The organism is Paraburkholderia sp. BR13444 (assembly GCF_040948755.1).
Taxonomy (GTDB): Bacteria; Pseudomonadota; Gammaproteobacteria; order Burkholderiales; family Burkholderiaceae; genus Paraburkholderia; species Paraburkholderia youngii.
This window is the reverse complement of sequence record NZ_JBFPKM010000012.1, coordinates 62,067-74,948: the sequence shown is the minus strand read 5'-3', so window position 1 is coordinate 74,948 and position 12,882 is coordinate 62,067. Positions and strand designations below refer to the sequence as shown.

Here is a 12,882-nt window from a genome sequence, read left to right as displayed (position 1 = left end):
CGGTCAGGAACCGGCCACGTCGGCGCCATTGCCGCGGATGTAGGGCATCGGCCCGATGTCGCGTGCCGCCGCGAGGGCTTCGAGCGCGTACCGGACCGAGACCGCATCATTGAGCGAATGGAACGTGCCGTCATCGTTGAAACTGACTTGCGCGCCTTCGATCCAGGCAATCGTGATGGTGTCCTCGGTGTTGTCCGCGGGGGTATAGAAGGTGTGCACCGAGCCGGCAGGCTCGTACAGATAGGAGCCCGCCGTCTGCGGCTGGTCGGGGTACTCGCGATACATCCAGCAGCCCTGGATCGTCCACACCTGCGCCGTACCGGTGTGGTAGTGAATCGGCAGTGAGCAGCCGGGTTCCAGGATGGCCATGAAGACCCACTCGCCGCGCTCCAGGTCCAGGCGCAGCGGCTTGATGTGGATGCCCGGGAAGACATCCTTGATCAGCGGAATCTGCTCGATGTTGACGGTGAGGAGCTTGTCCTGCGGCAGAGCGGGCAGCGGCAGCGGAGCGCCGGTGGACGTGGTGGGCTGCGCGAGAATCCTTGCGTTCATGAGTTGTCTCCGATGGTTGGCGAAGGTAAGGCAGTGGATGGAACGCGCCCTTTGACAAGGAAGCCGGACGCCGGCTGCTCCGGCAACGAGCGCAGGGAGGCGGCAGCCCCGCGCGGAACAAACAGGAAATCGCCCGGGGCGAGACTGAAGGCCTGCCCGTCGACACAGGCATCGATCCGTCCGTTTTCAACGTAGAGAACCTGCTCGGCATCAGGCTCCGTGCAGCAGGCCGATACGCTGCCGGCGCTCATGCGCAGCGCAGCAATGTCGACCCAGCGCGCGCCAACGGTCTCCCGGTCGAAAAGGGGAACCGTGCCCGTTGCGGCATCCCCGACGGCAAGCACGCGCACCTTGCTGTCACCGCTCGTGCCGGACGCGCCGTCGGGTTCCGTGATCGTGTGCGCCGGGTTCTCGCCATAGGGTGGCGTATAGACGACCAGCACACGCCCGGGCTGCTCGCTGGTCACGCGAAACGAATGGAACACGCCTGCCGGAACGTAGGCCCAGGTCCCGGGCTCCATCGCTTCCACGCGACCTTCCGCCCCAGACTCGCCGGTTCCCTCGATCATGTAGGCGCATTGCTCCAGGTGGGGATGCGCGTGCGGCCGCGCACCGTGCGATTTCACGATCGTGCCGACCAGCACTTCGAGCGCCGTCGCACCGACGGTCTCGGGGCCAATCACACGCACATTGGAGGTGCCGGTATGGTTGGCCGGCGCGTAGGCGGCAAGGTCTGCCGCCCGGATCACGGTAGGTACGGGCCTCATTCGGGCTGGCACCATGTGGTCTTCATCGCCGGGGCGGTGGCCAGCGCCGCCATGAAGCCGGAAGCGCCAAGGTTGGTCGGATAAGTAGCCGACGCTGTTGCTTGCGACGCGAGCAAGGCGGCGGCGAGGAGGGGAAGGTTCCGCATGCGCATCGAACTCCAACGAGGATTTAACTTCGGAGAGTTGAACCTAAATGCCTAATGTTAGTAGTTTAGGCATGCGCAAAATGAGGTCAAGTACGGGCTTACCCGACAGTCACGGGCTTAGCCGACAGTTCGCCGCTGGGGCTCAGTGATTTCGGGCGCGGTTTTGAGGGCGGACGCAGGGAGGTCCATCTCGGAGACGTAGCGGTCGCCCCGATACCAGGCAGCACCGGCGTACAGCACGTTGCCTTTACCATCAACCAGGCGCCGCGAGATCTTCGCAACCGGCGAGGCAAACGGAATCTTCAGCATGTCGCATAGAGGAAAATCCGCGGGCATCACGGCCATGCGTTGCCGCAAGCGTTTGCAGCGCACGCCCAGTTGGTCGAGCACCGCGGCAAGCAGTTTGCGCTTCCTGGTGGTGTCATTGGGCAGTGATTCGAAAACCCACATGGGCACATAGATTTCGGCGTAGCAGAATGGCTCGCCGGAATAGGTGTGAAGCTTGCGAACACACACGTAGTCGTCGACAGCCCGGTCATCTGGTCCGAGCAGTTCCTGGGGCACCTTGGTGCAGCGCCGGACTTCGAGTATCTCGAAGACGAGCGCCTGCGGCGCGGCGAAGGGGTTGTTGATTACCTGTTCGAGGTCGCTCGTGGCGGCGGGCAGCGCTGCAACGTGGGTCCCGACGCCCCGCTGGCTGCGGATCAACCCTTCCTTGGAAAGCAGCTCGTATGCTTGCCGGACGGTGACGACGGCGACGCCGAGATCGTCTGCAAGCTGCGTGATCGGCGGCAGCTGCGTGCCGAGCGGATACTCACCCTTCGCTATTCGGTGCCGCAGCAGGGACGCCAGCCGCTGATACTGTGCAACGCCGCGCTCAGCCGGCAGCTCCAGCCGCGCGGCCCCAATGGGTCGCTCTTCCGTCATCGCGTAAATCCTAATCAACCAATGTTGGAATTATATGCCAGTGATAGGGCTAGCGTCCGCTCGCGTTCCTGGCACACACCCCGACAACTCCACGGGACGGCTCAAAAAGTAATCGGTCGGAGTGGCACTGTGCAATCTTATGGACATGCGGGCGTTGGCGCAGGCACGGCCGACCGCGGCAATTGTGCAAGAGGCCGTTGCATGATTGGCTTGGTCCCGCGTCGCAACCTTGTGGGACGGTCAACGCGAGGCGCACGCGACTTCGATTGTGTTGCGTCGACCGGTTGAATCCGCAACCGAAGCCAGCCGGACATGTCCGGCTCCGCCTCGACGCGACTGCTGCCTGTCGCATCTTTGAACAGTTCGGCGAATGGCTGTGTGCTTCTGCGGCGCCTTGACTTTGCGCGCTGCTCCGCAGGCTTGGTTGTGCCGGATCATCCCGACCGGCGCAACCTTCGAGCGGAGCGTGGCATGCCCTACCGGACAGCATTACTGCGCGAAGCCCTGCCACCAGCGCTCTTTCGCATGTGAGCGTTCATCCTGCACCGCATGCATCGCAGCGCTCGGTGCTGCGTCATCTGTCAGGAGCGCGCACAGTTCATCTCACCGCACACCGAAAATTGGCCGCTTTGCGCCGACCTTTCACGCTATCTCCACACCGGTTTTGACGTAGTCCCGGTTGGCCGCAGCACGGCATAGGTGAACCTGACCGCTGGGCACGCAACTGCAATTCCGTCGCCGCCAAAGGCGTAAAAATGAATGAACATGAAAGCAAGCACCGCGATGCCGATAATGCAGGGCGTCGTCTACGGGGCTGCTGCGGGCCTTCAGGCTAGTGGAGGATTTATGGATGAGAGGGATATCGTTGTTATTGCTGGCTCGCGCGGTGCATTTTCTGTCCTGAAGACGCTGGCCGATGGGTTGCCGCCCGAACTTCCGGCCGCAGTCTGCGTTGTGTTGCATATAGGCTTGCATGAAACCAGACTGCCGGCCCTGCTTTCTGCCTGGGGTGCCCTGCCGGCGAGCCACCCGGCTGACGGCGAACCGCTGGCGAGGGGGCGGATATATGTCGCGCCTCCCGGTCGCCACATGCTGGTCTCCGACGGTAAGTTGTGCGTTAACAATGGCGCCGCGGAAAATTTCGCACGCCCCGCTGCGGACCCGTTGTTCAGGTCCGCGGCGCGCGACCACGGTCGCGGGGTCGTAGGCGCATTGAGAGCCGCTGGTGCAGACGTTCTGACGGACGCACGGCAACTGGCGCGACATATCGTCGATGCCGTCAACGGAGCGCCGGCCAGGCCACGGAAGGAGGTGATCGATATGTGCCCCGACAACCTCGATCTGGAACAGGAGCTTGCGCGCAGGCAGATAGTGCGACCAGAGGACATGGATCGCATCGGAGACAGATCGGCCCTCACATGCCCGGAATGCGGTGGTGCGTTGTGGCGGATGCACGGTGAATATCCGTTACGCTACCGATGCCACACTGGGCATGCTTTCGGCGCACTGTCGCTGGAGGACGGCGATAAAAAGGCAGCAGAAAACCCCCTGTGGGCGGCAATCCGTGCAGTAAACGAGCGCATCATTCTGGCGCACGAGCGTCAGCATTGGGCGAGACGCGTGGGCGACCAGCAGCAGGCGCAAATAGAGCAAGCCCGCGTGGACGAAGCCGAGAAGCTGGTCCAGACGCTAAAGGCGGCAATATCCGGGGCGATCTCGAATACAGGTTGACTCGGTGGGCGCGCCCAATGCCGTCTGTCGGCCGCGCCTTGCTGCCGACTCCGGACTCAACGCACCAGCAGGGGAGTTGCTCTCCGCGGTCGCGCCATTTCCGACGGATTCTGCGCGCTCGGCCAGCGCCTTGCGCCACAGCGCGATTTGATGGCTTGAACTGGCTTTTCCGCTGTCCCCGCGGTGTCAGAAGTGGCCAAAGCGCCTGTACGCTGGATTTCTTCTTGCGCAGCGGATACCGGTCTGTCCGAAACGCAGCCGTTACGAACACACATGGGCACTAGCAATCGGCGTACCGTCATACTACTGCAATCGACGGGCGTGACCTGGTCCATGTTGACTGAATCTCTGGCAATCCCGACTGTTATCGTTAATGGGACGCCGATCGAAGTAGACAAATATCTGATGGCAGCGCTCTGGACCGCCGACGGTGCGCATGCTTCGGTAATGGACGTTGCCCAATGGCGAGAACGCCTTCGTGAGCGCGGTGATGATTTTGCCTCTCACGAAGCCGCCTGCTACTACTGGCTTTGCGAAAATCGGGCCGGTTGCCCGCCGTGGGCATACCCGAAGTAGAAAACGGCGTGTTCCACGCATCGCGTCGCGCAGCGATCCCTTGTCCCATGCGCTCACGGCGGACCCTCGCCGCCCGTCGCGCCATACACCTGCCCCGTCACATAGCTCGCGCGCGCCATCGCCAGCGCCACATAAACCGGCGCGATTTCCGCAGGCTGACCCGGACGTCCCATCGGTGTGTCGCCGCCGAACTTCTCGAGGTTCTTCATCGTCTGGCCGCCGCTGACCTGCAACGGCGTCCAGAACGGACCGGGCGCCACCGCGTTCACGCGGATGCCGCGCGAGATCATCTGCTTGGCTAGCGACTTCGTGAAGTTCGCGATCGCGGCCTTCGTCATCGCGTAGTCGAGCAGGTTCACCGACGGATTGTAGGCATTCACCGAACTCGTGTTGATGATCGCCGCACCAGGTGGCATATGCGGGATCGCAGCCTTCGTGATCCAGAACATGCCGTACAGATTGGTGCGTAAGGTCCAGTCGAAATCCTCGGTGCTGATGTCGAGAATCGAATCGTGGCTGTGCTGGCGTCCCGCATTGTTGACGAGGATGTCGAGGCCGCCCATGCCGTTCGCCGCGCGATCGACGGCCTGCTTGCAGAACGCTTCGTCGCGAAGGTCGCCGGGTATCGCGAGCGCTTTGCGACCCGCGCCGCGAATCAGTGCCACGACCTCGCGCGCGTCCGGCTCCTCGGCGGGCAGATAGATGATGGATACGTCTGCGCCTTCGCGTGCGAACGCGATCGCCGCCGCGCGACCGATGCCCGAATCGCCGCCGGTGATCAACGCCTTGCGGCCCGCCAGCAGTCCGCTGCCGCGATAGCTGGACTCGCCATGATCGGGACGCGGCGTCATGCGGCTCGCAAGGCCGGGCCACGGCTGCTGCTGATCCTGAAACGGCGGGTGCGGATACAGATCGCGCGGATCGCTTAGCGCCGCGTTCGCGTCGGGAACGGCCGGCGCTGCGGGTGCTGCGGCGTCAGCGGCTTGGCTACCCGGCGCGCCGGGATCGGCTGCGAGCGCGTTTCCGGCGAAGACCGCGGCCAGACCGGCCGCGGCGCTTTGCACGACCTTGCGGCGCCCGTGGGACACCTGGTCCGCGGGCGTGTTGTCTTGCGCAAACGACTCGCGGCCAGGAGCGCTCGTCGATCGATCGTTGGACATGGGCTTCTCCTTCTTCGATGTGCCGACGATCGAGCAAGCCTTATACCCTTCCATGTCTTTCATTTCCTACGCGCGCGTAAGCGGCCGTCACGCGCCGCCTCGCGCGCTGGTCTTTTAACTCGACCTTCGTTTGCGCAATCGACGATCACACCGAGCGATCGTCGAGAAGCGCCACGTACCTTGCAACCGAATCGGCCACCGCCCGCTTCGCATCGCGCTCGATCTCCGCATTCGCGAAACTGCCGTATACGGCGTCGTACGCTTCGCCGTCGAGCGCTTGTTCGATCGCGTGCACGCAGTTCGCCGACAAGGGCAAATAGTTTGGATAACTGTACATAAAAGAAACGTGCGAGCGTCCCGGCGTGACCTGCAGCACATCTCCCGATAGCAGCACACCCGCGCCGTTCGACCAGTGCATCACGGTTGCACCCGGGAAATGTCCGCCAACCCGCAACAGCGTCGCCTCGTCATTCAATGCGATGCGCTCGCCGGACCAGTACAGCAACGCGGGATCGTCGCGCATCACCCATTGCCTGTCGGCGTCATGCAGCCAGACACGACAGCCGAAGGCTCGTGCCCATTCCACCATCGTCGCGTAGTAATGCGGATGCGAGATCGCCACTGCACTGAGACCGCCCAACGCATCGACGATGTCGACCGTGGCATCGTCGAGCAGCGTAACGCAGTCCCAAAGCACGTTGCCGGCAGCGGTGGTGGCCAGCAGCGCACGCTGTCCGATCGCGAATGGCGGTTGCGTGCGAATCTCGTACAGGCCAGCGCGTAGCCGCTTGAACGCGTTTGCGTGCTTGACGCGCAGGCTCGCGAGATCGGTCCATGTCTGACCTTCGCGCGGCACGAACTGACGAACGTCGCAACAGATCGCACATTGTCGCGGCGGTGTGCTCGACGGTGGATACTGGGTGCCGCAGGTCGGGCAGACGGGGCTCTGCGCGCCGTCAGCCTGGTTGGGTGGATTCCGTTTTACGCTATGCATGACGCTATCTGTGGGCGGCGTGGACTTCGGGCGCGGCGCTTGACCTGCAGCGGCTGGCACCGAAGCAACACACCTTTTAGAACCCATTTCTGGCATGACACGAATAGGTCGCCGCAATGCACATACCCAAACAACCAACCGCTTTTCTGGAATGGCCCGTGCTGCGATTGAAACTACAGTTCAACCTCTAGGAGGAGCAAACCATGACCTCAGTAGCACAAGTAATGACTCGCGACGTCGCCACGATCGGCGCAGCGCAAAGTATTCAGCAAGCGGCGAAATTGATGGACGAACTGAACGTCGGCTCCTTGCCGGTTTGCGATGGCGCCAACCTCCTCGGTATGGTGACGGATCGCGATATCGTCGTGCGCGCGATCGCTGCAGGAATGTCGTCCGACGCGCCGATCGAGGACATTGTGAGCGGCCCGGTCAACTGGTGCTTCGAAGACGAGGACCTCGACGTAGCCCAAAAGAAAATGGCGGATGCGCAGATTCGCCGGCTACCCGTGGTGGATCGGGAAAAGCATCTCGTCGGCATCATCGCGCTCGGGGACCTTGCAACGACTGCGGACGGCGGCACTTCTTCGACGCTTTCCGCCGTGTCCACGCCTTCGACGCCCGACCGCTGACGCGTCATTTGTCGCCCCGGCAAGTTGCGCGGTACTCACGACTGTCCTGAGTGCCGCATGTGTTTGCAAGATGGGCCACGCACGATTCACCCGGCCCTTTGTAATTTCGGGAATCGCAGAGTGCACATAGGAGACGATAAAGACAGAGGAGAGCCAACATGAAATCGAAGCTGCTGGAGACCGACGCCCAGGGTGGCCGCACCTACGTGGTCGTCTTCGATACGGGGGAGGAAGCCGTCGGCGGCCTCAAGGCATTCGCTGGCGACAATGGGATCGAAGGCGCCCGGGTCAGTGCGATAGGTGCGCTGCAGTGCGGCGTCGTGGCATGGCTCAACTGGGAAACAAAGACCTATGAGCCGATCTCCGTGGACGAGCAGTGCGAGGTGATCTCCGTCCTGGGCGATGTCGCCAAGGGAGACGATGGCCGGCCATCGCTGCATCTGCACGGACTCCTTGGACTAAAAGGCGGCCGCACCGTCGGCGGCCACATTCAAGAACTGCACGTGCGTCCGACGCTCGAGGTCATGCTGATCGAGGCACCGGCCCACCTGCGTCGAACGTCCCACAGCGAGCTCGGCGGGATCGCCTTGATCGCGCTGGATACAGGTTGATCGCTATGGCACGAATAGAATCGCCATAGGGGCCGTCGAAGGGGTGTCTACGACCGCGATGTTTTAGTGCGAAGGAGACGGAGGGAGGAAGCGGCGAGCAACACGGGGTTTTCATCCGCCCCGCGCTGCGCAGCCAGCCGTGCTCGAGCGATTTTTCTGCGTACCAGAGCCGCTGGGCGGGAGCGCCCAGGTCTTTGGTCATGCGTTCGGTCGCAAAACCCGCCTGGCATCCCAACACCAATCACCGCCCCTTTGCCGCAAAAGCCGCATCCATCGCTTCGCAGCCGGCGCGATCGAACAGTGCCGCGGTGCCGCACGTCGATGCGTACATGCGCGTGCTGCTATGTCCGACGCCGGGCACTTCGACAACGCGCTGGCTGAAATCTCCACCGGAATGACCACCGCTTTGCGCGCGCAACCAGGCGACGTAGCTGAGTCCGCGCGCGAGGCGCGTTGGGCCTTCGGCCTCTGCGCCGCACGAGCGGTCCAGTTGCTTGTGGTTCGGGTCGTTGTCCGCAGTCCCGAGCAGGTAGACGATGTCCTGCGCCAGATAGTGCGCCTTGATGGCCGATGCCGAGACGGGTTGCTCGACATAGCGCGGCAGCTCGCCTTCAAGCCCATATTCCCAGCGGTCGAAGTGCGCACACGATGCGGCTGTCGTCGCGACGGGCCGCGCTGCGTCGAAATACAGATACGACGACGGATTGGCTACCACGTATCGGATCGCGATGCCGTGCGCGAGCAGCGGCGCGTCGCCGCGGCCCACGGCCGCGTAACGCTGCACGTACTGTCCGCCCGCCGAGTGCCCGGCCAGCACGACCTGCTTGAGCGAGGGAAAGAGTCGCCGATCGGCAAGCCGCATGAAGATCGTATCTATCACGCTGAACGAACTGATGGGTGCCGGGCCGTGCGCGTCGTAGCCCGTCTTCCAGCCATCTCGACCCCAGTGCAGCATGTCGCCGGGCAGGTGGTGGGCCTCGATGTCCGCGGCAATGAGGAATTGCGGCGTGACGACGATCGTGTGCTCCGCCGCCGCCCCTGCCTTGATTGCCGCATTGTCCGCCGAGGCCAGGTCTCGCCGCGGCCAGCCGTGAATGACCACGACCGCACGCGTCACGTCGGGCTGCGGCACCGACCAGTCGCGTGTCACGTGAATCGGGACGATGCCCCGCCCGGCCGGCGTCGCGACTTCGAACCGGCCGTCCAGCACGACCGGTACCGGCGTGTGTACCAGCGGATCGATCTTCGGCGGCGCGGAAGCCGAGGCGGCGGCTTCGGTCGACGCCGCCTGCTCCGCGCATCCCGCCGCTACCTGCAACAACAGCCCGACGGCGACGGAAGTCAGCACGCGTGTGCAGAGAGTGGTGAGCATGTCGGTCCTTTGCGTTGTCCGGGTATGAATTCCTTTAACGCAAGCGACGCGCGAATCCGTCGCGACCTGTTCCGTGGCGGCAAGCTCGTGTGCGACGTGCCAGGGAATCCCGACGCGATCTTCAGCCGACGGCGGTATTCGGAACGAATGCCACCCTGTGTCACTCGGTGAAAGGCACAAGGGTGTGGTCGCCCACTGCACTCGATTTCGCATAACTGCCCTAATCGCCCTGCTTCACCTCCGCCGTGACGGCGCGATCGAGCGCGGCCTCCAGCGTGCGCCGTTTCCACGCCGACGTGCCCTCTGCACGACGCCGCCTGCGCATGGCCCGCGTGCAGACATAGAACGAGACCGGCGTAAAAATCAACCCAAGTATTGTTGCGACGATCATGCCACCGAACACGCCCGTGCCAATCGAGTGGCGGCTTTCAGCGCCACCGCCCGTCGAGAACACAAGCGGCACGACACCGACTAGAAATGCCGCCGACGTCATGACGATCGGTCGAAAGCGCATCGTGCAAGCCTCGACGATCGCATCGGCGAGACCCGCTCCGCTCGCATGCAGATCGCGCGCGAACTGCACGATCAGAATCGCATTCTTGCCCGCGAGGCCGATGACGGTCACCACGCCGATCTTGAAGTAAATATCGTTCGGCAAACCGCGCAAGAACATCGCCGCAACGGCGCCGATGATGCCGAGCGGCACGACAACCAGCACCGACAACGGAATCGTCCAGCTTTCGTAAAGCGCCGCGAGCGCCATGAACACGGCGAGCAGCGACAACGCCAGCAACTGCGGCGTTTGTTGCGCCGCCTGCGTCTCGGCGAGTGACACGTCGGCCCACTCGAACCCGATACCTTCGGGCAACTGGGCCGCGAGCCGCTCCATCTCGGCCATCGCGGCACCGGAGCTGTAACCGTTCGCGGCGCGGCCCGTCACGTCGAGCGCCGGGTAGCCGTTATAACGCGTCAGGACGCTCGGCCCGCGCGCCCAGCGCAGCGACGCGAAAGCCGAGAACGGCACCATCCTGCCCGCCTGGTTGCGCACCGTGAGCGCGAGCAGATCGGTGTCCGTCATCCGGGTCGCAGCATTGCCGCCGACGAGCACGCGCAGCATGCGTCCCCCCGCTGGGTAATCGGCGATGTACGACGTGCCAAACGTCGCGCGGAGTACGTCGGCGATGGCATCGAACGACACGTCCATCGCATAGGCCTTCATGCGGTCGACCTCGACGGTTACGCGCGGCGCGTCAGGCAGCGTCTCCGAGTGCACGTCGGCCAGCATGCGGCTTTGCTTCGCGAGTTCGATCAGGCGCTCGCGCGCCGCGTCGAGCACCTCCTTGCCCACGCCGCCGCGATCTTCGAGGTGAAACGTAAAGCCGTCGGCGTGGCCGAGCCCGGGCACCGATGGCGGCAACTGCGCGAACACTTCACCGTCGAGGATCCTGGCGAATTCGCGGTTCAGTCTTTCGCGCAAGGTCACTGCATCGACATTGCGTCGTTCCCAGTCCTTCAGCGACACGAAGGCCATGCCGACGTTCTGCCCGCTGCCCGCGAAACTCCACCCGATCACCGAGGTCACGTTTTCGACGGCGGGCTCCTTGTGCAGGATCGATTCAACCTGGCGCAGCACCGCGAAGGTCCGCTCCTGCGAAGCACCGGACGGCAGCTGCACCATCACCTGAAGCTGCCCCTGGTCTTCCGTCGGCAAGAAGCCCCCGGGCATCGCCGCGTAGAGTACCGCCGCCGCACTGATCAGCGCGAGATGCACGGCGAAGGCCAGCTTCGAGCGCCCGAGCCATCGCGCCACCCAGACGCCGTAACGACGCGTCGCCCCATCGAAGCCCGAGGAGAACTTCGCAAGCCAGCGCGCGGCGACACCGCCGCGCAAAGCGTTATGGTCCCGCGGCGGCTTGAGGAGATTCGCGCAGAGTGCAGGTGCGAGCGAAAGCGCCATGAACGCCGAGACCAGAATCGCCGAAATCATCGCTATCGAGAACTGCCGGTAGATTCCGCCCACACCGCCGCTGAAAAACGCCATCGGCAGGAAGACGGCAATGAGCACGGCCGTCACGCCGCCGATTGCGCCGCCGATCTGCCGCATCGCCTTGCGCGTCGCTTCGCGCGGCGCCAGTCCCTCCTCGTGCATGATCCGTTCGACGTTTTCCACGACGACGATCGCGTCATCGACGAGAATGCCGATCGCAAGCACGAGCCCGAATAACGTGAAGACGTTGATCGAGAGGCCGAACGCGTGCATGGCGAGGAACGAGCCCAACAGCGTGACGGGAATCACGACGGTCGGCACGAGCGCGTAGCGCAGTTCGCGCAGGAACAGCCACATTACGCAGAAGACGAGGACGATCGCCTCGCAGAGCGTCAGGACGACCTCCTTGATGGCAATCTTGACGAAGTGCGCGCCGTCGTAGGGAATCCGCACGTCGATGCCCGCTGGCAAGGTCTTCGACAATGCGTCGATGCGCGCGCGGATCGCGTTCGATGTGGCGAGCGCGTTGCCGAGCGGCCCGAGCTGGATGCCGACGGTCGCGGCCGAATGGCCGTTCAGGCGCGACCAGAAGGTATAGCTGTCGCGCCCAACCTCGACGCGGGCCACGTCGCCAAGCCGCACCACGCCCCCGCCCGGCTGCGCCTTCAGCACGACCGCGGCAAACTCGGCCGGCGTGCGCAACTGCCCATGCACGTTGACGGACGCGGTCAGCGCCTGCCCGGCCGTGGCCGGCGCATCGCCGATCGCGCCCGCCGTGACGCTCGAACTCTGCGCACGGATCGCGGCGCTGACGTCGGCGGGCGACAGGCTGTATTCGCGCAGCTTCACCGGATCGAGCCAGATACGCATCGCCTCGTCAGCGTCCCACAGTTCAGCCGAGCCGACGCCTGGCGTGCGTTTCAGTTCGCGCAGCAGATAACGGTTCAGATAGTCGCTCAATGTCGTGGAATCGCGTGTGCCGTCGGTCGACACCAGCGTGACGAGCATGAGGAACGTATTCGCCGCGTTGAAGACACTGATGCCCTGCTGCACGAGCTGCTGCGGCAAACGCGGTTCGACTTGCCTCAGGCGGTTCTGCACGTCGACCATGGCCAGGTCGGGATTCGTGCCGGGCGTGAACATGACATCGATCTCGAGTTCGCCGAGCGCGTCGCTCGTCGTCTCGTAGTACGAGAGTCCCGTTGCGCCGTCGAGGCTCTGCTCGATCAGGCTCGCGACGTCGCTGTCGATCTGCTCGGCTGTCGCGCCGGGGTAAGTCGCGGAGATGACGACGCGCGGCGGCGCAAGGCGCGGATACTGCGAGACTGGCAACTGCGTGATGGCAAGCGCACCGGCCACCATCACGGCGAACGCGATCACCCACGCGAAAACCGGTCTGTCGATGAAGAAGAAGGGCACGTGTGGGGTCC

The 12,882-nt window shown here is 63.9% G+C and carries 11 protein-coding genes; 3 read left to right on the top strand and 8 right to left on the bottom strand.

The annotated features are described in order from the left end of the window. Window positions 1–3: 3 nt before the first annotated feature. The 4 genes from AB3X95_RS28465 to AB3X95_RS28450 all read right to left on the bottom strand — a co-directional run bounded on the left by AB3X95_RS28465 (window position 4) and on the right by AB3X95_RS28450 (window position 2,392). The gene (locus tag AB3X95_RS28465) at window positions 4–552 is read right to left on the bottom strand and encodes a 2,4'-dihydroxyacetophenone dioxygenase family protein (protein ID WP_368623158.1); all 549 of its coding nucleotides are present in this window, start codon (window positions 550–552) and stop codon (window positions 4–6) included. Next, window positions 549–1,319: a cupin domain-containing protein gene (locus AB3X95_RS28460; protein ID WP_368623157.1), complete on the bottom strand. Its 771-nt coding sequence runs from the start codon at window positions 1,317–1,319 to the stop codon at window positions 549–551. The genes AB3X95_RS28465 and AB3X95_RS28460 overlap by 4 nt, the downstream gene beginning before the upstream one ends. Next, on the bottom strand, window positions 1,316–1,465 hold the full coding sequence (locus AB3X95_RS28455; protein WP_368623156.1) for a hypothetical protein: 150 nt from the start codon (window positions 1,463–1,465) through the stop codon (window positions 1,316–1,318). The genes AB3X95_RS28460 and AB3X95_RS28455 overlap by 4 nt, the downstream gene beginning before the upstream one ends. Before the next feature lie 117 nt (window positions 1,466–1,582). Beyond that, entirely contained in the window at window positions 1,583–2,392 is an 810-nt protein-coding gene (locus AB3X95_RS28450; RefSeq protein WP_368623155.1) for a GntR family transcriptional regulator, read from the bottom strand. A 759-nt stretch (window positions 2,393–3,151) separates the two neighbouring features. Here AB3X95_RS28450 and AB3X95_RS28445 point away from each other — a divergent pair. Further along, complete coding sequence (locus AB3X95_RS28445) at window positions 3,152–4,123, top strand: chemotaxis protein CheB (RefSeq protein ID WP_368623154.1); 972 nt, start codon at window positions 3,152–3,154, stop codon at window positions 4,121–4,123. Window positions 4,124–4,752: 629 nt separating this feature from the next. Here the strand turns inward: AB3X95_RS28445 and AB3X95_RS28440 are convergent. Together AB3X95_RS28440 and AB3X95_RS28435 are read right to left on the bottom strand one after the other, a co-directional pair. Further along, window positions 4,753–5,859 (bottom strand): SDR family oxidoreductase, encoded by a 1,107-nt coding sequence (locus tag AB3X95_RS28440; protein WP_368623153.1) that lies wholly within the window; start codon window positions 5,857–5,859, stop codon window positions 4,753–4,755. A gap of 145 nt (window positions 5,860–6,004) precedes the next feature. After that, window positions 6,005–6,853, bottom strand: a complete 849-nt coding sequence (locus tag AB3X95_RS28435; protein ID WP_368623152.1) for an MBL fold metallo-hydrolase — start codon at window positions 6,851–6,853, stop codon at window positions 6,005–6,007. A gap of 203 nt (window positions 6,854–7,056) precedes the next feature. On the opposite strand from AB3X95_RS28435, the gene AB3X95_RS28430 reads away from it, so the two are divergent. Both AB3X95_RS28430 and AB3X95_RS28425 read left to right on the top strand, forming a co-directional pair. Continuing rightward, window positions 7,057–7,482: a CBS domain-containing protein gene (locus AB3X95_RS28430; RefSeq protein WP_368613492.1), complete on the top strand. Its 426-nt coding sequence runs from the start codon at window positions 7,057–7,059 to the stop codon at window positions 7,480–7,482. Window positions 7,483–7,640: 158 nt separating this feature from the next. Beyond that, window positions 7,641–8,093 carry a PPC domain-containing DNA-binding protein gene (locus tag AB3X95_RS28425; protein ID WP_368623151.1) on the top strand — a complete coding sequence of 151 codons (453 nt, stop codon included), beginning with the start codon at window positions 7,641–7,643 and terminating at the stop codon, window positions 8,091–8,093. 241 nt (window positions 8,094–8,334) lie between these two features. On the opposite strand, the gene AB3X95_RS28420 is transcribed toward AB3X95_RS28425, so the two are convergent. Continuing rightward, window positions 8,335–9,465, bottom strand: a complete 1,131-nt coding sequence (locus tag AB3X95_RS28420) for an alpha/beta hydrolase (RefSeq protein ID WP_368623150.1) — start codon at window positions 9,463–9,465, stop codon at window positions 8,335–8,337. A 220-nt stretch (window positions 9,466–9,685) separates the two neighbouring features. Beyond that, entirely contained in the window at window positions 9,686–12,871 is a 3,186-nt protein-coding gene (locus AB3X95_RS28415; protein WP_368623149.1) for a multidrug efflux RND transporter permease subunit, read from the bottom strand. Window positions 12,872–12,882: the final 11 nt, after the last annotated feature.

Excerpts from the sequence above, each read along its gene's own strand:
- AB3X95_RS28420 (WP_368623150.1), bottom strand. The coding sequence starts at position 9,465 with ATGCTCACCACTCTCTGCACACGCGTGCTGACTTCCGTCGCCGTCGGG.
- AB3X95_RS28460 (WP_368623157.1), bottom strand. The coding sequence starts at position 1,319 with ATGAGGCCCGTACCTACCGTGATCCGGGCGGCAGACCTTGCCGCCTAC.
- AB3X95_RS28445 (WP_368623154.1), top strand. The coding sequence starts at position 3,152 with ATGAACATGAAAGCAAGCACCGCGATGCCGATAATGCAGGGCGTCGTC.
- AB3X95_RS28430 (WP_368613492.1), top strand. The coding sequence starts at position 7,057 with ATGACCTCAGTAGCACAAGTAATGACTCGCGACGTCGCCACGATCGGC.
- AB3X95_RS28450 (WP_368623155.1), bottom strand. The coding sequence starts at position 2,392 with ATGACGGAAGAGCGACCCATTGGGGCCGCGCGGCTGGAGCTGCCGGCT.
- AB3X95_RS28425 (WP_368623151.1), top strand. The coding sequence starts at position 7,641 with ATGAAATCGAAGCTGCTGGAGACCGACGCCCAGGGTGGCCGCACCTAC.
- AB3X95_RS28455 (WP_368623156.1), bottom strand. The coding sequence starts at position 1,465 with ATGCGGAACCTTCCCCTCCTCGCCGCCGCCTTGCTCGCGTCGCAAGCA.
- AB3X95_RS28465 (WP_368623158.1), bottom strand. The coding sequence starts at position 552 with ATGAACGCAAGGATTCTCGCGCAGCCCACCACGTCCACCGGCGCTCCG.
- AB3X95_RS28440 (WP_368623153.1), bottom strand. The coding sequence starts at position 5,859 with ATGTCCAACGATCGATCGACGAGCGCTCCTGGCCGCGAGTCGTTTGCG.
- AB3X95_RS28435 (WP_368623152.1), bottom strand. The coding sequence starts at position 6,853 with ATGCATAGCGTAAAACGGAATCCACCCAACCAGGCTGACGGCGCGCAG.